This window comes from Aeromicrobium sp. 50.2.37 (assembly GCF_024655735.1).
In the GTDB taxonomy this organism is placed as follows: domain Bacteria; phylum Actinomycetota; class Actinomycetes; order Propionibacteriales; family Nocardioidaceae; genus Aeromicrobium.
The window spans coordinates 82025-106358 of record NZ_JANLGG010000010.1 but is presented as its reverse complement, the minus strand read 5'-3'; the positions used below and the strand labels follow the sequence as shown (position 1 = coordinate 106358).

The 24334-nt window shown below is 71.9% G+C and carries 25 protein-coding genes and 1 tRNA gene; 6 read left to right on the top strand and 20 right to left on the bottom strand.

Annotated elements, in window-relative coordinates; genetic code table 11:
• On the top strand, window positions 1-646 hold a 646-nt coding region (locus tag NUV38_RS07425; protein ID WP_257728510.1), incomplete at its 5' end, for a DUF6716 putative glycosyltransferase.
• A gap of 296 nt (window positions 647-942) precedes the next feature.
• Here NUV38_RS07425 and NUV38_RS07420 read toward each other — a convergent pair.
• Window positions 943-1776 (bottom strand): siderophore-interacting protein, encoded by an 834-nt coding sequence (locus NUV38_RS07420; protein ID WP_257728509.1) that lies wholly within the window; start codon window positions 1774-1776, stop codon window positions 943-945.
• Window positions 1777-1869: 93 nt separating this feature from the next.
• On the opposite strand from NUV38_RS07420, the gene NUV38_RS07415 reads away from it, so the two are divergent.
• Window positions 1870-3828 (top strand): M13 family metallopeptidase, encoded by a 1959-nt coding sequence (locus NUV38_RS07415; RefSeq protein WP_257728515.1) that lies wholly within the window; start codon window positions 1870-1872, stop codon window positions 3826-3828.
• Window positions 3825-5054, top strand: coding sequence for an MFS transporter (locus tag NUV38_RS07410; RefSeq protein WP_257728508.1), 1230 nt, complete (start codon window positions 3825-3827; stop codon window positions 5052-5054). Before NUV38_RS07415 ends, NUV38_RS07410 begins: the two co-directional genes overlap by 4 nt.
• On the opposite strand, the gene NUV38_RS07405 is transcribed toward NUV38_RS07410, so the two are convergent.
• From NUV38_RS07405 to NUV38_RS07385, 5 genes are all read right to left on the bottom strand, one after another.
• Window positions 5035-6096, bottom strand: a complete 1062-nt coding sequence (locus NUV38_RS07405) for an HTTM domain-containing protein (RefSeq protein ID WP_257728507.1) — start codon at window positions 6094-6096, stop codon at window positions 5035-5037. The two genes, NUV38_RS07410 and NUV38_RS07405, sit on opposite strands and share 20 nt — an antisense overlap.
• The gene (locus NUV38_RS07400; RefSeq protein WP_257728506.1) at window positions 6093-6866 is read right to left on the bottom strand and encodes a DUF5819 family protein; all 774 of its coding nucleotides are present in this window, start codon (window positions 6864-6866) and stop codon (window positions 6093-6095) included. Before NUV38_RS07400 ends, NUV38_RS07405 begins: the two co-directional genes overlap by 4 nt.
• 76 nt (window positions 6867-6942) lie before the next feature.
• On the bottom strand, window positions 6943-8712 hold the full coding sequence (locus NUV38_RS07395) for a choice-of-anchor G family protein (protein ID WP_257728505.1): 1770 nt from the start codon (window positions 8710-8712) through the stop codon (window positions 6943-6945).
• A 163-nt stretch (window positions 8713-8875) separates the two neighbouring features.
• Entirely contained in the window at window positions 8876-9847 is a 972-nt protein-coding gene (locus NUV38_RS07390) for an HTTM domain-containing protein (RefSeq protein WP_257728504.1), read from the bottom strand.
• A gap of 26 nt (window positions 9848-9873) precedes the next feature.
• Complete coding sequence (locus tag NUV38_RS07385; protein WP_257728503.1) at window positions 9874-10653, bottom strand: DUF5819 family protein; 780 nt, start codon at window positions 10651-10653, stop codon at window positions 9874-9876.
• A gap of 39 nt (window positions 10654-10692) precedes the next feature.
• On the opposite strand from NUV38_RS07385, the gene NUV38_RS07380 reads away from it, so the two are divergent.
• Window positions 10693-11163 (top strand): GNAT family N-acetyltransferase, encoded by a 471-nt coding sequence (locus tag NUV38_RS07380; RefSeq protein ID WP_257728502.1) that lies wholly within the window; start codon window positions 10693-10695, stop codon window positions 11161-11163.
• Here NUV38_RS07380 and NUV38_RS07375 read toward each other — a convergent pair.
• From NUV38_RS07375 to NUV38_RS07365, 3 genes are all read right to left on the bottom strand, one after another.
• A complete protein-coding gene (locus tag NUV38_RS07375; RefSeq protein ID WP_257728501.1) occupies window positions 11141-11635 on the bottom strand; it encodes a MarR family winged helix-turn-helix transcriptional regulator in 495 nt (164 codons plus the stop codon). The two genes, NUV38_RS07380 and NUV38_RS07375, sit on opposite strands and share 23 nt — an antisense overlap.
• Complete coding sequence (locus NUV38_RS07370) at window positions 11632-13263, bottom strand: MDR family MFS transporter (RefSeq protein ID WP_308219666.1); 1632 nt, start codon at window positions 13261-13263, stop codon at window positions 11632-11634. The genes NUV38_RS07375 and NUV38_RS07370 overlap by 4 nt, the downstream gene beginning before the upstream one ends.
• Before the next feature lie 92 nt (window positions 13264-13355).
• A complete protein-coding gene (locus NUV38_RS07365; protein WP_257728500.1) occupies window positions 13356-14099 on the bottom strand; it encodes an SDR family oxidoreductase in 744 nt (247 codons plus the stop codon).
• An 89-nt stretch (window positions 14100-14188) separates the two neighbouring features.
• On the opposite strand from NUV38_RS07365, the gene NUV38_RS07360 reads away from it, so the two are divergent.
• Window positions 14189-14572: a DUF1304 domain-containing protein gene (locus tag NUV38_RS07360; RefSeq protein WP_257728499.1), complete on the top strand. Its 384-nt coding sequence runs from the start codon at window positions 14189-14191 to the stop codon at window positions 14570-14572.
• On the opposite strand, the gene NUV38_RS07355 is transcribed toward NUV38_RS07360, so the two are convergent.
• The 11 genes from NUV38_RS07355 to NUV38_RS07305 form a co-directional block, all read right to left on the bottom strand.
• Window positions 14528-15124, bottom strand: a complete 597-nt coding sequence (locus NUV38_RS07355; RefSeq protein WP_257728498.1) for a dihydrofolate reductase family protein — start codon at window positions 15122-15124, stop codon at window positions 14528-14530. The genes NUV38_RS07360 and NUV38_RS07355 overlap by 45 nt on opposite strands.
• A gap of 95 nt (window positions 15125-15219) precedes the next feature.
• The gene (gene katG, locus NUV38_RS07350) at window positions 15220-17412 is read right to left on the bottom strand and encodes a catalase/peroxidase HPI (protein WP_257728513.1); all 2193 of its coding nucleotides are present in this window, start codon (window positions 17410-17412) and stop codon (window positions 15220-15222) included.
• 96 nt (window positions 17413-17508) lie between these two features.
• Window positions 17509-17925, bottom strand: a complete 417-nt coding sequence (locus tag NUV38_RS07345) for a Fur family transcriptional regulator (protein WP_055965165.1) — start codon at window positions 17923-17925, stop codon at window positions 17509-17511.
• A 72-nt stretch (window positions 17926-17997) separates the two neighbouring features.
• Entirely contained in the window at window positions 17998-18492 is a 495-nt protein-coding gene (locus tag NUV38_RS07340) for a nucleoside deaminase (protein WP_257728497.1), read from the bottom strand.
• A 552-nt stretch (window positions 18493-19044) separates the two neighbouring features.
• Window positions 19045-19117: transfer RNA gene (locus NUV38_RS07335), tRNA-Ala, on the bottom strand.
• Between the two features lie 75 nt (window positions 19118-19192).
• Entirely contained in the window at window positions 19193-19837 is a 645-nt protein-coding gene (locus NUV38_RS07330) for a histidine phosphatase family protein (protein ID WP_257728496.1), read from the bottom strand.
• A complete protein-coding gene (rsfS, locus tag NUV38_RS07325) occupies window positions 19834-20193 on the bottom strand; it encodes a ribosome silencing factor (RefSeq protein WP_257728495.1) in 360 nt (119 codons plus the stop codon). Before rsfS ends, NUV38_RS07330 begins: the two co-directional genes overlap by 4 nt.
• Window positions 20190-20867, bottom strand: coding sequence for a nicotinate-nucleotide adenylyltransferase (gene nadD, locus NUV38_RS07320; RefSeq protein WP_257728494.1), 678 nt, complete (start codon window positions 20865-20867; stop codon window positions 20190-20192). The genes rsfS and nadD overlap by 4 nt, the downstream gene beginning before the upstream one ends.
• Window positions 20868-20881: 14 nt before the next feature.
• Entirely contained in the window at window positions 20882-21025 is a 144-nt protein-coding gene (locus NUV38_RS07315; RefSeq protein ID WP_257728493.1) for a hypothetical protein, read from the bottom strand.
• A 61-nt stretch (window positions 21026-21086) separates the two neighbouring features.
• Complete coding sequence (locus NUV38_RS07310) at window positions 21087-22331, bottom strand: glutamate-5-semialdehyde dehydrogenase (RefSeq protein ID WP_257728492.1); 1245 nt, start codon at window positions 22329-22331, stop codon at window positions 21087-21089.
• Between the two features lie 55 nt (window positions 22332-22386).
• Window positions 22387-22902, bottom strand: coding sequence for a hypothetical protein (locus NUV38_RS07305; protein ID WP_257728491.1), 516 nt, complete (start codon window positions 22900-22902; stop codon window positions 22387-22389).
• 78 nt (window positions 22903-22980) lie between these two features.
• On the opposite strand from NUV38_RS07305, the gene NUV38_RS07300 reads away from it, so the two are divergent.
• Window positions 22981-24204 carry an endonuclease/exonuclease/phosphatase family protein gene (locus NUV38_RS07300; protein WP_257728490.1) on the top strand — a complete coding sequence of 408 codons (1224 nt, stop codon included), beginning with the start codon at window positions 22981-22983 and terminating at the stop codon, window positions 24202-24204.
• Window positions 24205-24334: the final 130 nt, after the last annotated feature.

Sequence of the window (24334 nt, the reverse complement as noted above, 5' to 3'; positions counted from 1 at the left end):
CGAGAGGGTCCTGCGCGGACTCGCCACCGCCGTGCAGCCGGGGCGCGAGGTGCACGTGAAGGTGCGCTCGCGCGTCGGCGAGGTCGAGGCGCACCGGGGCGCCGGCGACTACGCGGCGCTGCTCGCACGCCTGCACGCCGACGGCGCCACCCCCGAGGGGCTGCGCGTGGTCGACGGCCCCATGAGCCAACACCTGCGCGGCGCCTCCGGCTTCGTCACGGTCGGCTCCTCCGCGGCGCTGGAGGCCGTGGCCGCCGGCGTCCCCGCCGTCGTGCTCACCGACCTGGGCGTGGACGACGCCCACCTCAACAGCGTGTTCGTGGGGAGCGGGCTGCTGGGCACGCTCGCCGACGTCGCGCAGGGACGGTTCCGGAGCGTGGACCGTGGCTGGGCACACGACAACTACTTCCACGACCCCGCGGCCGACGACTGGCAGACGCAGGTCGAGCGCCTTCTGGCCGAGCGAGCCCGGCACGGTCTCCCCGCACCCGCACGCGTGCCCACCACGCTTGGCAACCGGGTGCGAGGCCTCTACTACCGCCTCGACGCGCTGGCGCCGTGGCGCGGGACGCCGCTCGAGCCCATCGAGCGGCTGCTCCTGGCCACCGCCCGCCGGCTCAACCGCGCCGTCCTGCACCTGCGCTGAGCGTCGCCCCGGGGCCGCGAGGGTGTCGGGAGGTAGGTGGCGCGCGCTTCCCGCGGAGGAGCGGTAGGTAGCACGCGGATACGAGCCCGCTTTCCGCGCGCCGCCTACCTCCGAGTTTCGGGATACGCGCGCCACCTACCGCCCACCCAGGCCGCAGCCCGAGAGCCGAGCCAGCGACGTCGCCGCCGCTCGGTCGAAGGCCCTTTCGGGGGCCACACCCAGCGCGAGCCGCAGCATCGCAGCGGCAAGGTCGCGCGCCCCCAGCTGCAGCGCACCCGCAGGCCGCGATGGTCCCCTCAGCCGACCGGCCGGATGATCGCGTCGTCCTGGCTGCTCTTCCAGCGTCGGAACCCCTCCTCGGTCTCGCCGAGGCGCCAGTACGCCGAGACCGACAGGTCGGCCCGCTCCACCCGCTCGCGCACGTACGGGCGCACGGTCTTCAGGAGCCTCGACTCGCCGTGCACGAAGGCCTGGACGCGACCCTCGGGCCAGTCCCACGCGCGCACCGCGTCGTCGAGGAGCGAGGTGCTGCCCGCCGGGGCGTCGCCGCGGTGCAGCCAGTGGACCGTGGCCTCCCCCGCCGTGGGCAGGTCGATCTCGTCGCGGGCGTCGTCGACCTCGCAGAACACCGTCGCCCGCGCACCCTCGGGCAGGTGCTCCAGCGCGACGGCCATGGCAGGAAGAGCCGACTCGTCTCCCACGAGCAGGTGGTGGTCGACGTCCTCGCGCGGCGAGTAGGCGCCTCCGGGTCCGCGCACGTGGATCGTCGCCCCCGGTCGCACCTGCGCCGCCCACGGGCCGGCCACGCCCGCGTCGCCGTGCACGACGACGTCGATCCAGAGCTCGCGGGCGTCCAGGTCCAGGCGTCGCACCGTGTAGGTGCGCAGCACCGGCCACGCCTCGTTCGGCAACGTCGCCCTGACGTCGTCGAGGTCGAGCGGATCGGGGTAGTCGACGCCGTCGGCCAGGAACACCAGCTTGACGTAGGAGTCGGCCCAGCCGGCCCAGCGTCCGGCCAGCTCGTCGAAGCCCCGGGCGACCTCACCGTCGCCGAGCACCAGACGCTTCAGGTGCGGCGTGACCTCCCGGACGTCGAGCACGGTCAGGTGAGCGGGGCGCGACGTCGACACGATGGGTAGCCTAACCAGGTGAGCCACGAGACCCCGACGACCGCAGCCTCCCCCTCCCCCGACGGCCCCTCTCCCCACGGCGCCCCACCGGCCATCGACACCGCCGCCTTCGACGCCGAGGTGCGTCCGCAGGACGACCTGTTCCGGCACGTCAACGGACCCTGGCTGCGCGAGTCGGCCATCGAGCCCGACCGCGCCACCGCAGGAGCGTTCGTGACCCTCGTCGACGAGGCAGAGAAGACGGTCCGCGGCATCATCGAGGCAGCGCGCGACGACGTCGTCGCGGGCGTCGAGGGGCTCGACGACGAGCGCCGCAAGATCGGCGACCTCTACACCAGCTTCATGGACACCGACCGCGTCGACGCCCTCGGTCTCGAGCCGCTGCGCGACGACCTGCGCCGCATCGACGGCATCGCCGACGTCCCGACGTTCGTGCAGGTGTTGGGCCACCTCGAGCGCTCCGGGGTGGGCAGCGTGATCGGTCTCTACATCGCTCCCGACCGCGGCAACCCCGACCGCTACGTCACGCACCTCGTGCAGAGCGGCATCGGTCTGCCCGACGAGTCCTACTACACCGACGACGACTCCGCGGAGCTGCGTGAGGCCTACCTCGGCCACCTCGAGCGCATGTTCGCCCTCGGTGGGTTCGAGGCCCCGGCCGACCGCGCCGCGCGCGTGCTCGACCTCGAGACGCAGATCGCCGCCCACCACTGGGACCGTGTGGCCTGCCGCGACGCGCAGAAGACCTACAACCTGCTCGACGTCGAGGCCGTGCAGTCACTTCTCGGCCCGCTCGACCTCACGGCCTGGTCCACCGCGGCCGGCATCCCCGCGGCCGCCCTCCGGGAGGTCGTGGTCTCCCAGCCGTCCTTCCTCGAGGGGCTCGCCGGCCTGCTCACGGCCGACCGCCTGCCCGCGTGGCGCGACTGGCTGAGCTGGCAGGTCCTGCACGCCGCAGCCCCCTACCTGCCGGCCGCGTTCGTGGAGGAGAACTTCTCCTTCTACGGCCGCACGTTGAGCGGGACCGACGAGCTCCGCCCCCGGTGGAAGCGTGGCGTGGGCTTCGTGGAGTCGGCCATGGGCGAGGCCGTCGGCAGGATCTACGTGCGCACCGAGTACCCGGCCGACTCCAAGGAGCGGATGGACGACCTCATCGCCCACCTCGTCGAGGCCTACCGGCGCAGCATCACCGCCCTGCCGTGGATGAGCGACACCACCAAGGCCGAGGCGCTGGCGAAGCTGGAGGCGTTCCACCCCAAGGTCGGCCACCCCGATGCCTTCAAGGACTACTCGGCGCTCGAGACCGACCCGACCGACCTGCTGGGCAACGCCCGACGCGGGTTGTCGGTGGCGATGGACCGTGAGCTGGCCAAGATCGGGCGACCGATCGACCGCGACGAGTGGTACATGACGCCGCAGACCGTGAACGCGTACTACAACCCCACCATGAACGAGATCGTCTTCCCCGCGGCCATCCTGCAGCCGCCGTTCTTCCACGCCGACGCCGACGACGCCGTCAACTACGGCGCCATCGGCGCGGTGATCGGCCACGAGATCGGGCACGGCTTCGACGACCAGGGCAGCCACTTCGACGGCACGGGGGCCCTGCGCAACTGGTGGACCGACGACGACCGGGTGGCCTTCGAGAAGCTCACGGCCGCTCTCGTCGAGCAGTACGCCGCACTGTCGCCCGAGGGTGCCGACGGGCACACCGTCAACGGCGAGCTCACGATCGGCGAGAACATCGGCGACCTCGGGGGTCTCGGCATCGCCTACCAGGCGTACCGGATCGCCACCGGAGGCGAGGCACCCACGATCGACGGGCTCACGGGCGACCAGCGGTTCTTCATCTCGTGGGCCCAGGCCTGGCAGGCCAAGGTGCGACCGGCCGAGACGGTCCGCCGCCTCACCGTCGACCCGCACTCGCCGCCGGAGTTCCGCTGCAACCAGGTCGTGCGCAACATCGACGCCTTCCACGAGGCGTTCGGCGTCACCCCCGACGACGAGCTGTGGCTCGCGCCCGAGGACCGTGTGACCATCTGGGCGTCGTGACCGAGCAGGCGCGCCTGCAGCGCCGGATCCTGCGGACCCTCGTGGCCGTGCAGGTGGTCGGCGGCGTCGGCAACGGAGCTGGTCTGGCCGTGGGCGTGCTGCTCCTGCGGGAGGTCTCCGGCTCCTCGGGCTGGGCCGGGATGTCGACCGTCATGCTCACCCTCGGTGCGGCGCTCGCGACCGTCCCGCTCGCGACCCTGGCGGTCCGTGCCGGGCGCAGGCCGGCCCTGGCCACCGGCTGGTTCCTCGGCGCGGTCGGGGCCGCCGTCGTGGTGCTCGGTGCCGACGCCGACAGCCTGCTGCTCGTCCTGGTCGGACTGTTCCTCTGCGGGGTCAGCACGGCCTCCAACCTGCAGTCGCGCTTCGCGGCGGTCGACCGCGCCGAGCCGCGGCACGTCGGACGGTCCCTGGCGCTCGTCACGTGGGCCACGACCGTCGGCGCCGTGCTCGGGCCCAACCTGATCGGCCCGGGCACCACCACGGCACGGGCGCTCGGGGTGCCCGACCTCGCCGGCCCGTTGGTCTTCTCGTGCGTGGCCTTCGCGGTGGCCGGCACCGTCGTCCTGGTGCTCCTGCGCCCCGATCCGCTGCCGCCGGCCAAGCGCGACGGGATCGACGTCCCGGTGCCCCGGGTCCGCGCCGCCCTGCCGCACGTCCGCGGCGAGACGCGCACGGCCGTCGTCACCATCGCGCTCGCCCACGCCGTGATGGCGTCCGTCATGGCCCTGACCCCGGTCCACATGCAGGACCACGGCGCCGGGGTGGAGGTGATCGGGCTGACCATCAGCCTGCACATCGCCGGCATGTACGCACTGTCACCGGTCATGGGGTGGCTGGCGGACCGCTGGGGTCCGGCTCGCACCATCCTCGCCGGTCAGCTCGTGCTGGTCGCGGCCGTCGTGGTCGCCGGGACCTCCGGCACGTCGGAGGTACGGATCACGGTCGGCCTGGTGCTCCTGGGCCTCGGCTGGTCCGCCGCCACCATCGCGGGGGCGGCGCTGCTCACCCGGTCCACCGATCCCGCGGTGCGCCCGCTGGTGCAAGGGCTCGGCGACCTGACGATGAACCTGGCCGGGGCCGCGGGAGGCCTTCTCGCAGGCGTGCTCGTGGCGTGGCAGGGCTTCGGCACGCTCAACGCCGTCGCCGGCACGCTCGTGGTGCCCGTCGTGCTGCTGGTGGTCGCCGGCCGGCGGGCCGCTCAACAGGTCAGCGTCGGAACACGCTGAAGCGGATCCGGTCGACGACGCTCAGGACGCGGTCGTACCACCAGTCGGCCACCCGGTCGGCCACCGCGTAGCGGGCGTCCGCCGTCCGGTCGAGGACGGGCCAGAACAGGTCCGCGACACGCTCCCCCAGCTCGGCCCACCGGTCGTCGCTCACGAACAGCCCCGTCACCGCGATGACCGCCAACGACGACCACGGCGTGCCGAGCACCACGGCGAAGAGCAGGTTGACGACGATCGCCACGATCGCCACGAGGTCGCGGCTCCCCCGCCGCAGCAGCATCGGCGCGAAGAACAGCTGCACGCCGAGCACGGTCCACGTGAGGACCGCCAGGAGGAGGTCACCGTTGGAGATCAGGTCCGAGAGCCAGGGGAACGGTCGGAACTCCGGCAGCTGCAACGTCGTGTAGAGGGCGGTGCCGTCCTGCCAGGCCGGCTGGGAGACCTTGTCGAGACCGCCGGCGAAGTACGCGAGGATCGTCTGGGTGCCCAGGCCCACCAGGCCCACGTTGTGCAGCCCGGTGCGCACCCACTCCGGCGCGACGTCGTCGCTCTCGCGCGGCTCGACCCGGTTCGCGTCGAGCGACCAGACCTCCGAGGTCCGCATGAGCAGCATCCACAGCAGCGCGAGCCGGACGAGGTTGTCACCGATCGATCCCAGCACCGGGTTCTGCGCGGTGACGGCGATGAACCCGACGAGCACCACGATGGTCATGGCCTTGGCGTGCCATCCCAGCACGAGCCCCACGGCTCCCAGGATCACCGCCACGTAGATGGCGGTGAGCAGGTCGCCGCTCACCCCGTCCAGCAGCGCGATCTCGGGGAACCGGCTCACCGCGCGGGCGGGCTCGGCCCAGGCGGAGGCGTCCCCGACCCACACCTGTCGGGTGGAGAAGTTCGTCAGCAGCAGCCCCAGCACGCACAGGCCGATGAGGATCCGTGCCGCGGCCACGGCGTGCAGGGCGTGGCGCTCGGACGTGAGCCACCGCTCCGCCGACCTGCGGGTGCTGCCGAGCGCGTCCCTGAGGCGCCAGATCGTGCTCATGCGTCCGCCAGGTAGGAGTCGAAGGCGGCCTGCGCCTCGGCGGAGCCACGCACCGCACGACGCCACCCGGCGTCGAACCACTCGAAGTCCACGGCCGTGACCCGTTCGGCGTCACGCTGCTCGTGCGGCGGCACGATCCGACGGCCCACCCGGTACTGGACCTGGACGACCCTCTGGTCGGCGTAGGCCTGGGTGTAGAGCGAGGCGAAGCGGGTCACCATCGTGTCGAGGTCCAGGTAGCCGCGCACGGCGTCGGCCGGCACGCCCGCACCCTGCAGGGCGTCGCGCAGCTCCTCGACGGGGCGGCCGACGTAGGAGTCGAGGACGACGCGGCGGCCCGACGAGCCGAGACCGAACATCGCGTTGTTCAGGTTGGTGGCGAGGCGGCGGCCGGCGAGGTGCACGCGCGCGGGGGCGACGTCGTTGCGCGTCCGCGTCAGGTCGGCACGGGTGACGTCCAGCCAGGGAGTCTGTCTCACCTCGTCCTTCCCCACCCGCACGCGTGCCCGGACCCAGAGCGACTCGTCGACGCGCTGGGAGCTGGGCTCGAGCAGGTCCCACGACTGCCGGAAGTAGGGGTCGACGTAGCTGGCGAGCAGGGATCCCCCGGCCGCCTCGCGGACCGGGCCCGACGGAGCGAGCCACAGGGCGAGCAGCGCCGAGTGGACGAGGGCGAGGGACGCGAGCACCAGGACGAGCGTCGTGCGCCAGTCGTGCCGAGCAACGTCGGCCCGCCGCGATCCGCCACTGCCACCTCCCTCCACCGACATGCCTTCCATCGTAGGTCGTGACAGACGCCTGCCCGGTGACCGAGACCGGTCACCGGGCAGGCGTCGTGCTACGTCGTCAGATCTTCAGACGACGGCGCTCGTTGATGAGCACCGCGGCTCCGAAGAGCACCAGGCCGAGACCCAGCAGCCAGAACGGCAGCAGGTTCGGGGCACCGGTGGCCGGCAGCGTGGTCGTCACGTCGGCGTCGGCCTGCGCGTCGGCGTCCGCCGCAGCGTCGGCCTGGGCGTCGGAGTCGGCGTCCGCCACCGCATCGGCGTCGGCCTGGGCGTCGTTGTCGGTTCCGTCGAGGTCGACGTCGGTGCCGTCGACGTCGAGGTCGTCAGCGGCCTCGACCACGGCGTTCGGACCCACCAGCGCGTTGCCGAGCAGCAGGTCGACGAGCGTGGCGTCGCCGCCCACACCGAGGACCGTCAGGCGCAGGGCCGTGTTGGAGTACACGGTGTCGGCGGCCGTGGTGCCCACGTTGCCGTCGGCCTGCTGGATCTCGGCGTAGTAGTCCGGCACGTTCACCGTGAGCTCCACGAGCGGCGCGAGCTGCCCGGTGATCGTCGAGAGCGCCTCGGACAGCGGGTCGCCGACCGTCTCGAGGCCGTCGCTCAGACCGCCGAAGACCGCGCTGAGCAGATCGCTCAGACCGGCCTCGCCCAGCGTGCTGAGGTCGATGGCCGGAAGCTCGGTGCCGGCGAGGGTGACCGTGAGGCCGACGTTCTCGATGATGTCGGCCACCAGGTCGTCGTACAGGCTCGCGACCAGCGTGTCGAGGTTCAGCGTCAGGCTGGAGAGCACCTCGCCGAGGATCTCGGTGTTCGGAGCGAGCTCGTTGATGTCGGTGCCCAGGACGGACTCGGCGGCGACGGCGAGGTCGATGCGGATCTCACCCTCGGTGAAGTCGAACGTGATGCCGTCGTTCGTGATGTTCTCCAGGCCGCCGGTGATGCTGTCCAGGCCGGTGATCTCCGCGTTCAGGAAGTCCGGACCGAGCGCGCCGGTGATGGTGGCCAGGTTGGTGCAGAGGTCGAGCTCACCGAGGACCGGGACGTCGACCGTCAGGGCCTCGCCGACGCCCTCGAGCAGCTCACAGACCGTCTCGGCGTTGAGGTTGACCTCGGAGGCGAGCGCGTCGTCGATGACCCCGCCGATCGCGGGGTTCAGGGCCTGGAGGGCGGGGACCTCGAGGACGACGTCGGCGCCGGCGATGTTGTAGTCCAGGCCCGATCCGTCGGAGGTGGGCGTGACGGTGTTGCCCGCGCTCCAGGCGGGAGCCGGGAAGGAGTCGTCGTCGCCCGGGACGAGCTTGGCGGCCGCGGAGGCGGCGCCGATCTCGAGGCGGAGGTCGGCGACGGCGTTCGCGACGGGCTCCAGCGCACCGCTGCTCAGGCCGAAGACGGCGGTCGGCGAGCTCGGGTCGGTGTCGCTGCCCAGGTCGATGACGCCCTCGTTGCTGACCGCACCGGAGGCGGCGTAGGAGGTGCCGTTCTTGGCCGAGGCGTAGTTGCCGACGACCCCGGTGCCGTCGATGCCGCCCAGGGCGTCACCCAGACCGGTGGTCAGGGGGGCCAGCGCGTCGCCGAGCGGGCTCTCCGTGGAGTCGCTCTCGGGGCAGTCCTCCTCGGTGGGCTCGCACGCGTCCGTGGTGGGCGACTCGACGACGTTGTCGACCAGCGGGTCGATGACGTTGCCGTCGAGGGCCCCGGCACCGAGCACGTACTGCGCCTGGCCGTAGGACTCGTAGTTCTCAGCCGCGTTGGCCGAGAAGGACACCGCGGACGTGATGAGCAAGGTGCTCACTCCGAGCGCGAGGGTGTTCCTGCCGAGCTTGTTCATGTGGAATGACTCCCGTGTCGCTGTTGTTGCGGCGCGAGAAGATCGTTCCCTCGACGTGTGCCGCGTGCCAGTGACGACCGCCACAGGCGACCGCGGGCAACATCTTACGCAGATCTCAGGCAATCGTGGAACATCGGTCCCATCGGCCGGACGTTGAGACGCATCACACAGTCGTGGTCTCGTCGGAGCTGCGCGCGCGGGCCTTCGCACGCACCCGGTCCAGACGCGCTCGGCACCACCGTGCGGCTCGCCGCCAGGACGCGTCGCTGACGAGCATCATGTCGACGGCGATCATGACGAGCGAGAAGTACATGATGCCCATGAACACGCCGATGCCCACGTGCATGCCCGTGACCACCACCAGCCCGAGGGCGCGGGTGCTGCGGTACAGGAGCAGGACCGGGAAGAGCAGCTGGACCGCGATCGCCGTCCAGGTGGCCACGAGCACGATCGGCTCGGCACTCGAGAACGGGTGGATGAGGTCTCGCCACGGCGAGTAGGCCTCGGTCTGCAGCGGGTAGTAGACGGCTCGGCCCTCCAGCCACACGGCGCTCTGCACCTTCCACAGCGCCGACCCGACGTAGACCATCACGACCTGGTGGATGATCAGCACGACCGCCACGTTGTGCAGGGTGGTCGAGAGCCAGGGCGGCAGGATCGGCCGGACCACTCCCCGCCGGCCACGCAGCCAGGCGTCGACCGAGAAGTGCCGACCGGCGTCGGTGAAGCACGCGTAGAGCAGCACCATGCGCAGGATGGCGTCGCCACCGGAGCCGACGAACGGGTTGCTCACGTACAGCGACATCCACAGGAACAGCGTCAGCACGGCGGCACCACGTGTCCAGAGACCGACCATGAGCAGGAGGCCGGCCACCACGGTGAGCAGGTAGAGGAGGTCGAAGGTGAGTCCGTCCGCCTGCTGGAAGATGCCGAAGAGACCCCACCAGGGCTTCGCGTCACGCACCGACGAGGTCCAGGCAGCGCCGTCACCCCACGTGTAGTGACGGTCGGGCCAGTTGACGACCATCTGCGTCCAGACGATGAAGCCCAGCACGATGCGCGTCACCGCGAGACCGCGCGTCGCGTGCGGACGCCCGGTGAGCCAGTCCCAGACCTTGTCGAGCCCCGCCCTCATCGGTGCAGCCCTCATCGGTGCAGCCGTCATCGGTGCCGCTCCCAGAAGTCGCGGACCGACGCCCGCTCGGCCGCGGTCCCTCGGAGGGGCTCACGCCAGCCGTTGATCCTCTGCACCGGCGTGGGCCGCGCCCGTTCCCGGGCCTCGGCGTCCTCCCCGCGGGAGCCCCAGGGTGTGACCCCCTGGCTGCGCGTGGCGTAGCGGACGGCCACCATGCGGCGGTCCGGGTGCTGCGCCTCCAGCGCCTCGGTCGCCAGCCGTGCGGCTGCGCGGTCGTACACGAGGTAGAGGTCGACCTGTCGGTCGTCGAGCTGGTCGTCGGAGACCGCCACCAGCTCGCGGCGCAGCGTCGGCCAGCCCAGGACCTCCACGGGCTCGGCGATGTCGGCGATGGCTCGCTGGTCGGCGTCGAGCGGTCGGTAGCGCGACCCGAGCGGGCCGTAGAGCTTCGTGGTGACGTAGCCCGCGCGGCCACCGACCAGCCGGTGCCGCACGAGGTCGAGCTCGACGTCGGTCCAGTCGAGCCAGTCGGTGACGACCAGCTCCCCGTCCTGCTCGTACGCCCCCTGGAACCGGACGACCCGGTCCGACGAGACCGGGTTCGGTGCGAACAGGCGCCAGTTCTGCGCGAAGTAGGCCCCCAGGTAGGAGGTGGCCGGGCGTGCCGCGTCGGAGTAGGTGTTCGGCGGGAGCGCCGCGAGGGTCACCACGAGCAGGTGTCCGGCTGCTGCGACGGCGACCAGACCGACGACCACGAGGCGCCACCACGGCTGGCGCGGTCGCGCGGTCGGCTCCTCTCGCTGCACCTGCACACGGTACTCGGACCCGTTGTGGATGATGGACTCGTGCGCATCGAGACGGCCTCGCCCCACGACCCGGACGTCGCCCTCCTGCTCGACGAGCACCTCGCCGAGATGCGTGCCACGTCGCCACCGGAGAGCGTGCATGCCCTCCCCCACGAGGCGCTGGCCCGCCCCGACGTGCGACTCCTCGCCGCCCGGGAGGCCGGCCCCGAGCGCGACGCGCTGCTCGGCGTCGGTGCCCTCAAGCACCACGACGCGCACCTGGGCGAGCTGAAGGCCATGCGCACCACGCCGAGGTCACGTGGTCGGGGCGTCGCGACCGCGCTGCTCGCCCGCCTGCTCGACCTGGCGCGGGCGGAGGGCCTGGTGGTCGTCGCCCTCGAGACGGGCAGCCAGGACCACTTCGCCCCCGCACGCCGGCTCTACACCCGGCACGGATTCGTCGTGTGCGGCCCCTTCGCCGACTACCGGACCGACCCGAACAGCGTGTTCATGCGTCGGGCGCTCCCGTGAGCGGCACCTCGGGCTCGCTCTCGAAGCTGCCGTTGTAGCGCTGGAGCGCGTCGGCGACGCCCTCCAGGTCTCGCTCGTCCCAGCCGTCGAACCGGCGCGCCAGCAGCTCCCGGCGCTCGGCATCGACACCGCGGACACGACGTCGGCCCTCCGCACTGACCGAGACGAGCGTCGCGCGCCCGTCGTCCGGGTCGGGCGTGCGGTCGACGAGGCCGAGCTCGATGAGGTGCTGCAGCGTCCGGCTCACCGCGCCCTTGTCGAGCTGGAGGGTCTCGCAGACCGCACTGCCCCGGACCGGCCCGTCCTCGTCGACCTGCACGAGCACCAGGTAGCCGACCGGCTGGAGGTCGGGGTGCACGAGGCGGGCCCGGTCGGCGACCGCGCGCCGGGCGCGCCGCATCAGGGTGGCGACCTCGTGCTCGACCCGCCTCAGGGCGTCCAGGGTCGGATCGAGCGTGACGCTCGAGCTCATCGAACGCTCGTCACCACGTCGACCTGCTCGCCCTCCGCCTCGAGCACGTCCACGTCCTTCTCGATGGTGGTGCGCAGCGGCACCTCCTTGATGAACAGGATGCAGACCAGCGCCGCGACCGCGAAGGGCGTCGCCACCATGAAGATGTGGCCGAACGCCTCCCCGAACGAGGCCTCGTAGAGGGTGCGGAACGGGCCGGGAAGCGCCGAGATGTCGGGGATGTGGCCGGTCGACTGCTGAGCGGCCTGGAGGTCGGCCCGGTCGAGCTGGCCGGATGCCGTCAGCTGCTGGACGCCGTCGCTGACGTTGCGCTTGACGTCGTGGCTGAGGATCGTCCCGAGCACCGCGACGCCGACCGATCCGCCCATCGAGCGGAAGAAGGCGACGACCGAACTGGCGGCCCCCATGTCCTCCAGACGCGTGTTGTTCTGCACGGCCAGGACCAGGTTCTGCATGGTGGCGCCGAGGCCGAGCCCCACGAGGGCCATGTACAGGCCGACGGTCCACAGCGGCGTCGAGCCGTCGATCGTGCCGAGCAGGGCGAAGCCGGCCGTCACGAGGACCATGCCGCCCACGAGCCAGCGCTTCCACACACCGGTGCGGCTGATGATGCGCCCGGAGGTGATGCTCGAGACGAGCAGCCCGCCGACCATGGCGATCGACATCAGCCCGGCCTCGGTCGGGGACATGCCGCGCGAGAACTGGAAGTACTGGCTGAGGTAGACCGTCGCGCCGAACATCGCGATGCCGATCATCACCGAGGCGAGCGTGGCCAAGGAGGTCGTGCGGTCGCGGAAGAGGCGCAGGGGGATGATCGGCTCGGTGGCGAACCGCGCCTCGACGACGAGTGCGGCCGCGATGAGCACGACGCCACCGATCACCAGACCGGCCGACGTGGCCGAGGCCCACGCGAAGCTGGAGCCGGCGAGCGAGACCCACACCAGCAGCAGGCTCACGCCGCCCATGATCAGCGTCGCTCCCGCGTAGTCGATCGAGACCTCTCGACGGACCACGGGCAGGTGAAGGGTGCGCTGGAGCAGCACGAAGGCGGCGAGGGCGAAGGGCAGGCCGACGAAGAAGCAGCCGCGCCAGCCGAGCGGGCTGTCGACGATCAGTCCGCCGATCAGCGGGCCACTGACCGTGGCCAGCGCGAAGACGGCGCCGATGTAGCCGGAGTAGCGGCCACGCTCCCGCGGGGTGACCATCGAGGCGATGACGACCTGCACGAGTGCGGTCAGACCGCCGACGCCGAGCCCCTGCAGCGCGCGCGCACCGATGAGGACGCCCATGCTGGGCGCGAACGCCGCCACGAGCGAGCCGGCCGAGAAGATCACCAGGGCGATCTGCACGAGCATCTTCTTGCTGAACAGGTCGGCCAGCTTGCCCCAGATCGGGGTGGTGGCCGTCATGGCCAGCAAGGTGGCGACGACGACCCAGGTGTAGCCGGTCTGGCTGCCCTCGAGGTCGGTGACGATGCGCGGGAGCGCGTTGGTGACCACGGTGCTCGACAGCATCGCGACGAACATCGCGAGCAGCAGGCCACTGAGGGCCTCGAGCACCTGGCGGTGGGTCATCTGGCCCGCGGCCTCGGCCGCGGGCGCCTGGGTGGTGACGCTGGGTTCGGACACGGAGGCTCACTTCACGAGAGGACGGATTGGTTGACTTCGTCAACTATAGCGAAATGGTTGACCAACGCAACCAATGCTCTACGTGAGGTGGCTCACCGCCGCGCCAGCCACTCCCGGAACTCCGGCCCCTCCCCCGTCGCGCCCGGGCTGCCGCGCAGCGCACCGGAGGCGATCCCCGTCCCGTAGGCACCGGGCAGGGAGACCTGCACGACCCGGCCACGCCGTCCGGTCGCCGCCAACCACTGCCGGGAGAGGTCGGCGACGACCTCGTCGCGTGGCCCGACCAGGTCCGGCGCGCGACCCTGCGGCCCGGACTCCACGAGGTCGACGAGACGCTCGGCCACGGTGTCGGCGGCCACGGGCCGGGCGAGGATCCGCGGGACGAGGGAGATGCCGCCGACGGAGGCGAGGTCCAGGGCCTGCTCGGCGAACTCGTGCACCTGCGCCGCCCGCTGGATCGTCCACGGAACAGGGCCGGTGGACACCATCCGCTCCTGCGCGAGCTTGCCTGCGTAGTAGCCGGCGTCGATGTCGTCGATGCCGACCACCGAGAGCACCACGTGGTGACCCACACCGGCCCGGGCGCCCGCGGTGAGCAGCCGGCGCGTCACCGAAGTCGTGAAGCGCACCGCCGTGCGAGCCGAGAGGGTGACGCCGCTCGTGAGGTCCAGCACGGCATGGGCGCCTGCGAGGGCGTCGTCGAGACCGGCCCTGCTCCGCCGGAGGTCGTGACCACTGCCTCGCGACAGCACCGTCACGTCGTGACCCCGCCGGCGAGCATGCTCGACGACCCTCCGACCGATGACCCCCGTACCGCCTGCGACGACGACCTTCACGGCACCTCCTGCCCTCGGTGGACCGTACGCCCGTGGGGGTGCGCGGTGCCAGCACCCCGACGGACGCCTCGATCGGTCATGATGTCGCCATGCTCATCGTCGGTCTGGTCCTCGTGGGGCTCGCCGCCCTGCTGCACGTCTACATCTTCTGGCTGGAGTCGTTCGCGTGGACGTCGGCCCGCGGGCGGGCGACGTTCGGGACCACGCCCGAGGATGCCCAGGCCACGCGCGAGCTGGCCTACAACCAGGGCTTCTACAACCTGTTCCTGGCTCTCGTGGCGGGCGCCGGCGTGGTCCTCGTGGCGGTCGACGAGACCGTCGTCGGGGCCACGATGGCCTTCGTCGGTGCCGGCTCCATGCTGGCCGCAGCCGCGGTGCTGCTGCTCTCCAGCCCGGACAAGGCCCGCGCTGCGATCACGCAGGGTGCCCTACCGCTGCTCGGCGTCGTCGCCCTGGCCGTCGGCCTGGCCTGACCCCTCGACGGAGTAGACCAGCCGCGCGAACTGGCCCACGGCCGTCGCGCTGCGCAGACGCAGGCGGGACGACTCCACGCGGCGTGGGAGCAGCGGGGCGCCGCTGCCGAGGGTGACCGGGGCGACGGAGACCGCGATCTCGTCGAGCGCGCCGGCCTCGAGGAATTGGGCGGCGAGGTCCCCTCCCCCGACGACCCACACGTCGCGTCCCGCTGCGGCCTCGCGGATCCGCGGCAGCACGTCGGCGACGGGACCACGCACCAGGCGCACGTCGGCGCCGGCCGGCACGGGGAGGTCGCGGGTGGTGAACACGAAGGTGGGGCGGTCGCCGTGGAAGGCCCGCCACCTCTCCGGGTGCTCGAGCACGTCCTCGGTGCGCAGGAGCCACTCGTAGGTGCTGGACCCCTCCACCAGCACCGCCGCGTCGGCCGGCAGGAGCCCCTCCTCGGGCTGCTCGCCGCCGTCGACGGCGAACAGCCAGTCGAGGGAGTGCCGCTCGTCGGCGATCCAGCCGTCGAGGCTCGTGGCCGTGTCGTAGACGATGCGTCCCATGCGGCGAGCGTAGACGCGAGCCCGGACAGACCTGGACGACGCGAGAGGGGCCCGGACCGTGGTGGTCCGGGCCCCTCGCGGGTCGTGCTCCTCGCTCAGCGCTGCACGTCGAAGCGGTCGGCCTCCATGACCTTGACCCAGGCCCCGACGAACTCGTCGACGAACGCGTCGGCACCGTCGTCGCTCGCGTAGACCTCGGCCACGGCGCGCAGCTCGGAGTTCGAGCCGAACACGAGGTCGGCGCGGCTGCCGGTCCAACGCACCTCGCCGGACGCGTCACGACCCTCGTAGATGCCGGCCTCGGGATCGACCGAGGTCCAGGTGACGTCCATGTCGAGAAGGTTCACGAAGAAGTCGTTCGTGAGCGTGCCCGGACGGTCCGTCAGGACGCCCAGCGCGGACCGGTCGTAGGTGGCACCGAGGGCGCGCAGACCGCCGACGAGGGCCGTCATCTGCGGGGCGCTGACGCCGAGCAGGTTCGCCCGGTCGACCAGCAGGTGCTCCGCCGGCAGTCGGTTGCCCTTGCCGAGGTAGTTGCGGAACCCGTCGGCACGCGGCTCGAGCCACTCGAAGGACTCGACGTCGGTGTGCTCGAGCGTGGCGTCGACGCGGCCCGGGGTGAACGGGACCGCGATCTCACGGCCGGCCGCCTTGGCGGCCTGCTCGATGCCGACGCCACCGGCCAGGACGATGAGGTCGGCCAGCGAGACCGACGTGCCGGAGTCGGCCTGGATGCCCTCGAGGACACCCAGCACACGACGCAGCTCGCCGGGGTTGTTGACCTCCCAGCCGACCTGCGGATCGAGGCGCACGCGGGCACCGTTGGCCCCGCCACGCTTGTCGCTGCTGCGGAACGTCGACGCGGACGCCCACGCCGTGCTCACGAGGTCGGTCACGCTGAGGCCGGAGTCGGCGACCCGCTGCTTGAGGTCCGCCACGGCGGCCTCGTCGAGCGGAGCGCCGGTGGCCTCGGGCAGCGGGTCCTGCCAGATGAGCGTCTCGGAGGGGACCTCCGGGCCGAGGTAGCGCTGGATCGGACCCATGTCGCGGTGCGTCAGCTTGAACCAGGCCCGCGCGAAGGCGTCGGCGAACGCCGCCGGGTCGTCCTTGAAGCGGCGCGAGATCTTCTCGTACGCCGGGTCGACGCGCAGCGCCACGTCCGTGACCAGCATCCGCGGCTTGCGGTTCGGACCGCCGTGGGCGTCGGGGATGATCGCCTCGGCGTCCTTGGCCTCGAACTGCCAGGCTCCGGCGGGGCTCTTGGTGAGCTCCCACTCGCAGCCGAAGAGGAGCTCGAAGTAGTCGTTCGACCACTGCACCGGGGTGCGGGTCCAGGTGACCTCGAGGCCGGAGGTGATGGTGTCGTTGCCGTGGCCGGTCCCGAAGGAGTTCTTCCAGCCCAGGCCCTGCTCCTCGAGGCTCGCGCCCTCCGGCTCGGCCCCGACGTACTCGTCGGGGTCGGCGGCACCATGGGTCTTCCCGAGGGTGTGGCCGCCCGCGATGAGCGCGACGGTCTCCTCGTCGTTCATCGCCATGCGGCCGAACGTCTCGCGGATGTCGCGGGCGGCGGCCAGCGGGTCGGGCTCACCGTTGGGGCCCTCGGGGTTGACGTAGATGAGGCCCATCTGGACGGCGGCCAGCGGCTTCTCGAGGTCGCGGTCGCCGGAGTACCGCTCGTCACCGAGCCAGGTGGTCTCCGGGCCCCAGTACACGTCGGCGTCGGGCTCCCACACGTCCTCGCGACCGCCGGCGAAGCCGAAGGTCTCGAAGCCCATCGACTCCAGCGCCACGTTGCCCGTGAGGACCATGAGGTCCGCCCACGAGAGGCTCTTGCCGTACTTCTTCTTGACCGGCCACAGCAGACGGCGGGCCTTGTCGAGGTTGCCGTTGTCGGGCCAGCTGTTCAGCGGGGCGAAGCGCTGCTGGCCCGCACCGGCGCCACCGCGGCCGTCGTGCACCCGGTACGTGCCGGCGCTGTGCCAGGCCATGCGGATCATGAGGCCGCCGTAGTGGCCGAAGTCGGCCGGCCACCAGTCCTGCGACGTGGTGAGGACCTGCTCGATGTCGCGCTTGACCTCGGCGAGGTCGAGGGACTCGAAGGCAGCGGCGTAGTCGAAGTCCTCGCCGTGCGGGTTCGCGACGGCGGGGTTCTTCGCCAGGACCTTGAGGTTGATGCCCTCGGGCCACCAGACCTTGTTCGCGTCCTGGCGGGTGGGGTGGGGCAACGACTCGTGCGCGACGGGGCAGCCGCCTCCCGTTGCGCCCTTGGCGTGGTCCGGCTCGTTCATCTCGCCGACTTCGGCGTCGGGCTTGTCGTGCTCGCTCACGTGGGTTCCTCTCACGGGGTTGGACAGGTCGGGCGGTCCGCGTCGACGACGCGGGAGTCAGGCGGTGCAGGAGGGACAGGTGCCCCAGAAGATGACCTCGGCCTCGTCGATGACGAAGCCGTGGTCGGACGACGGGACGAGGCAGGGTGCCTCGCCCGTGGCGCAGTCGACGTCGGCGATGTCGCCACAGCCGCGGCACACCACGTGGTGGTGGTTGTCCCCCACGCGTCGCTCGTAGCGCGCGGTGTGGCCGTGCGGCTGGATGCGCCGGACGATCCCCACCTGGGTGAGGGCGGCCAGCGTGTCGTAGACCGCCTGGTGCGAGACGTCGGGGACGAGGGTCCGGGCGGCGTCGATGACGGTGGCGGTGTCGGCGTGCGGCGTCCGTTCGAGCGCGTCGAGCACGGCCACCCGGGGGCGCGTGACGCGCAGTCCCGCCTCCCTCAGGAGCTCGGGTGCCTCGATCGACGTCACGCCCCCGACTGTAGCCACTTTCTTGAACGAGTCAAGAAACGACACGCGAACATCCGGTGAGCGGTGCGGTGCTCACCCCTGCGCGCGGTCCCGTTCGATGCGGGCCCGGTGCAGCGCCCGCATCTCGTCCTCCAGCTGCGGCGCGGGGCCGTCGACGACGGCCCCCGGGACGACCTGCTCGATCGGCAGCGGCGCCACCGGCCACGCCCCCTCGCCCCACTCCTCCAGCCAGCCGATCAGCTGGTCGGACCGCACGGCGACGACGAAGCGACCGAGGCCGACCCAGCCGTGCGCGGCCGAGCACATCGGACAGTGCTCGCCCGTCGTGTAGGCCGTGGCGCCGGCCCGCTCCTGCGGCGTCAGGTGCGTCGAGGCCCAGACCGAGAGTGCGAGCTCGGGGTGCCGCGTGTGGTCACCGCCGCCCTCCTCGTTGCGCTCCTCCAGCAGCACGGTGCCGTCGGCGCCGACGAGCAGCGAGCCGAAGGGCATGTGCCCCTGCTCGAGCGCCTCCCGCGCCAGCTCGACGCAGCGGCGCAGGTGGGTGAGGTCCGTGTCGGTCAGTGTCATGGAGCCATCTTGATCCAGGTCCCTCGGGCCCGCGCCACGGGACCGGCCCGACCCTCGTCTCGCCCCGCCTCACCGACGCGGCGATGGGCCGTCAGAGGTAGGTGGGGCACCGAACGACGCAGTCGGAGGTAGGCCTCGCACCTCTCGAAGCGGTCTTGAGGTACGAGACCTACCTCCAACGCCCTTGATACGTGCCTCAGCTACCTCTGACCATCCAGGCCGCGGCCCGGGAGCCCGACCGGCCCCCTACCGGCTGCCCGGTCGAGGCCCTTTCGGGGCACAGGTCCACGAGGAGCCGAGAAAGCGCAGCCGCAGGTCGCCCCCGAATCACCAGTCCCGATTCGAACGGGAGAAGGCCCCCGCCGGAACGACGAAGGCCCCCAGTCCGAGGACTGGGGGCCTTCTCTCGTTCGAGTGGAGCATAGGAGACTCCCTCCCTCGCTGGCGCTCGGTCGTCCCCGAATCCCTCGCCTCGATTCGTAGGACAGAAGGCCCCCGCCTGACGCGAAGAAGGCCCCCATCACGAGTGACGGGGGCCTTCTGTCCTACGAGTGGAGCATAGGAGATTCGAACTCCTGACCTCTTCCATGCCATGGAAGCGCGCTACCAACTGCGCCAATGCCCCTCGCGGGTGGCACCCGACCGGGTCGAGCACCGAGTGAACACTCTAGACCCTGCCGCGGAGCGACTCAAACCGGGGTCACTCGTCGTCGGACATGACCGGCTCGGGCAGCGTGCCGGCGTTCCACTCGGTGAGCCGCCAGCGCGTCCCGTGCGCCGGTGAGATCTGCTCGAGCGCGATCCAGGAGCAGTTCGAGAGCCCGGCGAAGGTCCGCCACGTGGCCTCCGGGAAGCCCAGGAACGTGCAGGCCCCGACCCGCAGGACGGCGCCGTGCGCCACGACCACGAGCGTCTGCTCGTCCTCCAGCGTCTCGAGCGCCTCGCCGAGCGCCTCGGACAGGCGTGCGCCGGCCTCGGCGTGCAGCTCCGCCCCCGGGAACCGCTCCTCGCGGTCCTCCAGCATCGCCTTCATGAGCTCGGGGAAGCGGTCCCACGACTCGCGCCACGTGAGGCCCTCGCGCTCGCCGAAGTTCATCTCGCGCAGCCGCTCGTCGAGCTCGACCGGCACGCCGGACAACCGGGACAGCTCCTCGGCCGTGTCGCGCGCGCGCTCGAGGTCGGAGCTGAGGATCCGCACCGGCTGGAGCGACGCGAGGCGTGCGGCGGCCGCACGAGCCTGCTCGCGCCCGACGTCGTCGAGCGACGTGTCGGTCTGCCCCTGCACCCGGCCCGCGACGTTCCACTCCGTGCGCCCGTGGCGCCAGAGCACGACCCGACGCGTCATGCCGACGCGAGGCTGATGGTCGGGCAGTCGCTCCAGAGACGCTCGAGGGCGTAGAAGGCACGCTCCTCGCTGTGCTGCACGTGCACGACGAGCTCGCTGAAGTCGATGAGCACCCACCGGCCCTCGCGCTCGCCCTCGCGGCGGACGGGCTTGGCGCCGAGCTCGAGCAGCCTCTCCTCGACGGCGTCCTTCACGGCTCGCACCTGCGGCTGGTTGCTCGCGCTGCACAGCAGGAAGACGTCGGTGATGTAGAGCTGCTCGGAGACGTCGAAGGCGAGGATCTCGGTGGCGAGCTTCTCGCCGGCGGCGGCAGCGGCGGCGCGGGCGAGCTCGATCGCCCGGTCGGACGCGGTCATGAGGACTCCTCGGAGTCGGGGTCGGTTCCCCGGACGACGCCCGGGGGCGCCGCAGGGGGTGGGGAGTAGAGACGGTGCTTGCCGATGTACTGCACCACGCCGTCGGGGACGAGGTACCAGACCGGCTCACCCGACGTGACGCGCACACGGCAGTCGGTCGACGAGATGGCCAGGGCCGGGATCTCGACGAGCGTGATGCGTTCGGCGGGAAGCCCCTCCAGCGTCTGCTCGTCCATCTCGTGCCCGGGACGCGTGCAGCCGACGAAGTGCGCCAGCTCGAACAGCTCCTCGTGGTCGCGCCACGTGAGGATCGCTGCCATCGCGTCGGCACCGGTGATGAAGTACAGGTCGGCGTCGGGCATGTCCGCGGCCAGGTCGCGGAGGGTGTCGATCGTGTAGGTGGGGCCGTCGCGGTCGATGTCGACCCGGCTGACCTCGAAGCGAGGGTTCGCCGCCGTGGCGATCACCGTCATGAGGTAGCGGTGCTCGGCCGTCGAGACCTCCCGGTCGGCCTTCTGCCAAGGGCGGCCGGTCGGCACGAACACGACCTCGTCGAGGTCGAACCACGACTGCACCTCGCTCGCCGCCACGAGGTGGCCGTGGTGGATCGGGTCGAACGTGCCACCCATGACCCCGACGCGACGTCGTCGCGTGGGCAGGGGCTCGGCGACCACGGACCCTGACGTGCTCAGGAGTGCTCGCGACCCTTGCCGAAGGCCAGCAGCGCGAACAGCAGGACCAGCAGGATCGCGAGGGCGACACCGCCGATGATGTACGGGTTGATGTGGCCGCCCTCGGCGGACTCTTCGGCTGCGACCAGGAACTCGAGCATGGTCGCAATCTACCAGCGCGCGCAGGGCGGGCCGACGTGGTGGTGCCCGACCCCGTGATGCTCAGCGCACGTGGCCGTCGCCGGTCACCACGTACGTCGTGGTCGTCATCTCCTGCAGGCCCATCGGGCCGCGCGCGTGCAGCTTCTGCGTGGAGATCCCGATCTCGGCCCCGAAGCCGAACTCGCCCCCGTCGGTGAACCGGGTCGACGCGTTGACCATGACGGCGGCCGAGTCGACCCCCAGCGTGAACCGTCGCGCCGCGTCGATCGACCGCGTGACGATCGCCTCGGTGTGTCCCGAGGACCAGGTGCGGATGTGCTCCACCGCGTCGTCGAGGGAGTCGACCACCGCGGCGGCGATGTCGAGCGACAGGTACTCGGTGGCCCAGTCGTGGTCGGAGGCCGCCAAGACCCCCGGGACGGCGGCGAAGGCCGCGTCGCCGTGGACCGTCACGCCCGCCGTCTGCAGGGCCTCGGTGACGCGCGGCAGGAACTCCTCGGCCACGTCGCGGTGGACGAGCAGCGACTCCGCGGCGTTGCACACGCTGGTGCGGTGGGTCTTGGCGTTGAGCACGATGTCGAGCGCCATGTCGAGGTCGGCGTCGGCGTCCACGTAGACGTGCACGTTCCCGGTCCCGGTCTCGATGACCGGCACGGTCGACTGCTCGACGACCGTGCGGATCAGCCCGGCTCCCCCGCGCGGGATCACCAGGTCGACGAGCCCACGCGCCTGCATGAGCTCCGTGGCGCTGGAGCGGTCGTGGGCGGGGACGGCCTGGACCACGTCGGCGGGCAGACCGGCGGCGGCGATCGCGTCGCGCATGACGTCGACGATCGCGGCGTTGGACCGGGCCGCGGACCGCGATCCGCGCAGCAGCGACGCACTGCCGGCCTTGAGGCAGATCGCGGCGGCGTCGGCGGTGACGTTGGGGCGGCCCTCGTAGATCATCGCGATCACCCCCATCGGCACGCGCAGCTGCTCCAGGCGCAGGCCGTTGGGCAGCGTGGACCCTCGAACGACCTCGCCGACGGGGTCGGGAAGGGCGGCGACGTCGCGCACACCCTGCGCGAAGGCCGCCACCCGGTCGGCGTCCAGGAGCAGGCGGTCGATCACGTTCTCGGGGGTGCCGTCGGCGCGAGCGGTCTCGACGTCGGCCGCGTTCTCGGCCACGATCCGCTCGGTGGCGGCCACGAGTGCGTCGGCCATCGCGAGCAGGGCGGCGTCCTTCTGCGCCCGCGACGCGAGCGCCAGCGTCCGGGCTGCGACGCGGCTGCGGCGGGCCAGCTCGTGCACCTGTTCCTTCACGGAGAGAATCGTAGTCCGCGACCGACGACGGTCGGCGCTGCCGTGGGTGGGCCGGTCAGGATCGCAGGGCCCACGGCTCGACGATGCCCACGACCTGCACGGGCGACACGTCGTGCAGGGCCGTGGCCACGCCGCCGACGATCTCCTCGTCGGTCAGCCACCGCGACCGGCCGCCCTCCCGGACGAAGCCGAGCACGACGTGCCGGACGGTGAGGTCGGCGCGCGCCGCGCGTACCGCGTCCGGACGCGGCGGCGGCCCGCTCGACCCCCACACCTGCACGACGAGGGCACCCTCGTCCAGCAGCGGTTCGACCACGGTGGTGACCGCCTCCCGGTGTGGCCCGTGCACCCACAGCACCGCGAGCCCGAACCTGCCGCCGGCGAGCCTCGCCGCGAGGTGGTCGGGGTCGGACCAGTCCGCTGCCACGGCCGCGGCACCCGCAGTGGTGCCGTCGGCGTGCCGCGACACGACGACGGTGTGGCGGCCCTGCGCCACGAGCTGTTCGACGAGGCCCCTCAACATCCCCGTGCCCCCGACGACCAGCGCGTCGGACGCCTTCGTCCGTCCCACGTCTCCAGCCTAGGCGCGTCACCGGACGTTCACCCCCGGGCTCTCGACGCGGCCGGCCGCACCCACCAGACTGGACGCATGATTCGGGGGAATCGCGCCGTCGTCGCGCTCGCGCTCGTCCTTGCCGGTACGGTCCTGGCCGTGCCCTCCGCCGCGTCGTCCGCGCCCGACCCAGGGGCGGCCCACGGGCACGGCAGACTCCACGAGCCGTCGGTGCGGTTCGCGACGTTCAACGCCTCGCTCAACCGGCCGGCCGAGGGTGACCTGAGGCGCGACCTGTCGACCGACACGAATGCCCAGGCTCGCGCGGTCGCCGAGACCATCCAGCGGGCCCGTCCCGACGTGCTCGTGCTGCAGGAGGTCGACCACGACCCGGAGGCGCTGCGTCTGTTCGAGCGGAACTACCTGGCGCGAGGCTGGAACGGGGCGGAGCCGATCCGGTACCGGTACACGTTCACGGCGCCGGTCAACACGGGCGTCCCCACCGGTCTCGACCTGGACGGCGACGGGGCCGCGGACGGTCCCGACGACGCGTACGGCTTCGGCGCGTTCCCCGGCCAGCACGGCATGGCGGTGCTGAGTCGCTACCCGATCGACGAGAAGCGGATCCGCACGTTCCAGAAGCAGCTGTGGAAGGACGTGCCGGGCGACCGCATGCCGGTCGACTACTATTCCCCCGAGGCCGTCGACGTGCTGCGCCTGTCGAGCAAGTCGCACTGGGACGTGCCCGTGAAGGTCGGCCGACGGTCGGTCCACCTGCTCGTCAGCCACCCGACACCGCCGGTCTTCGACGGTCCCGAGGACCGCAACGGCCGCCGCAACGCCGACGAGATCCGCTTCTGGGCGGACTACGTCGGCGCCCCTCGCCAGGCGCGCTGGATCACGGACGACCGCGGCCGGCGCGGGGGCCTCTCCCCCGCCGCCTCGTTCGTCGTCGCCGGCGACCTGAACTCCGACCCCGTCGACGGCGACTCCCTCCCCGGTGCTGCGAACCAGCTGCTCGACCTGCCGCGCGTGAACACGTCGGTGACCCCGTCCAGCGAGGGCGCCGTGGAGGCCGCCCGGCTCCAGGGTGGGGCGAACGACGCACACCGCGGCGACCCACGGTTCGACACCGCCGACTTCGCGGAGCCGCCGGGCAACATCCGAGCCGACTACGTGCTGCCGAGCCGGGACCTGCGCATCCGCGACGCCCACGTCTTCTGGCCCACGCAGGCCGACCCCCTGTCACGGCTCACCGGCACCTTCCCGTTCCCCGCCTCGGACCACCGGCTCGTCTGGGTCGACGTCGACCGCCCCTGACGCCCGACGGACGCAGGATTCTGCATTTCCGCGCGGCGGACCGAACGATGCTGCGTCGACGACCGGATCCCGTCACGATCGCAGCATCGATCCACGCTTCGCTCACGAAGGCAGCATCGTGCGTGCCCAG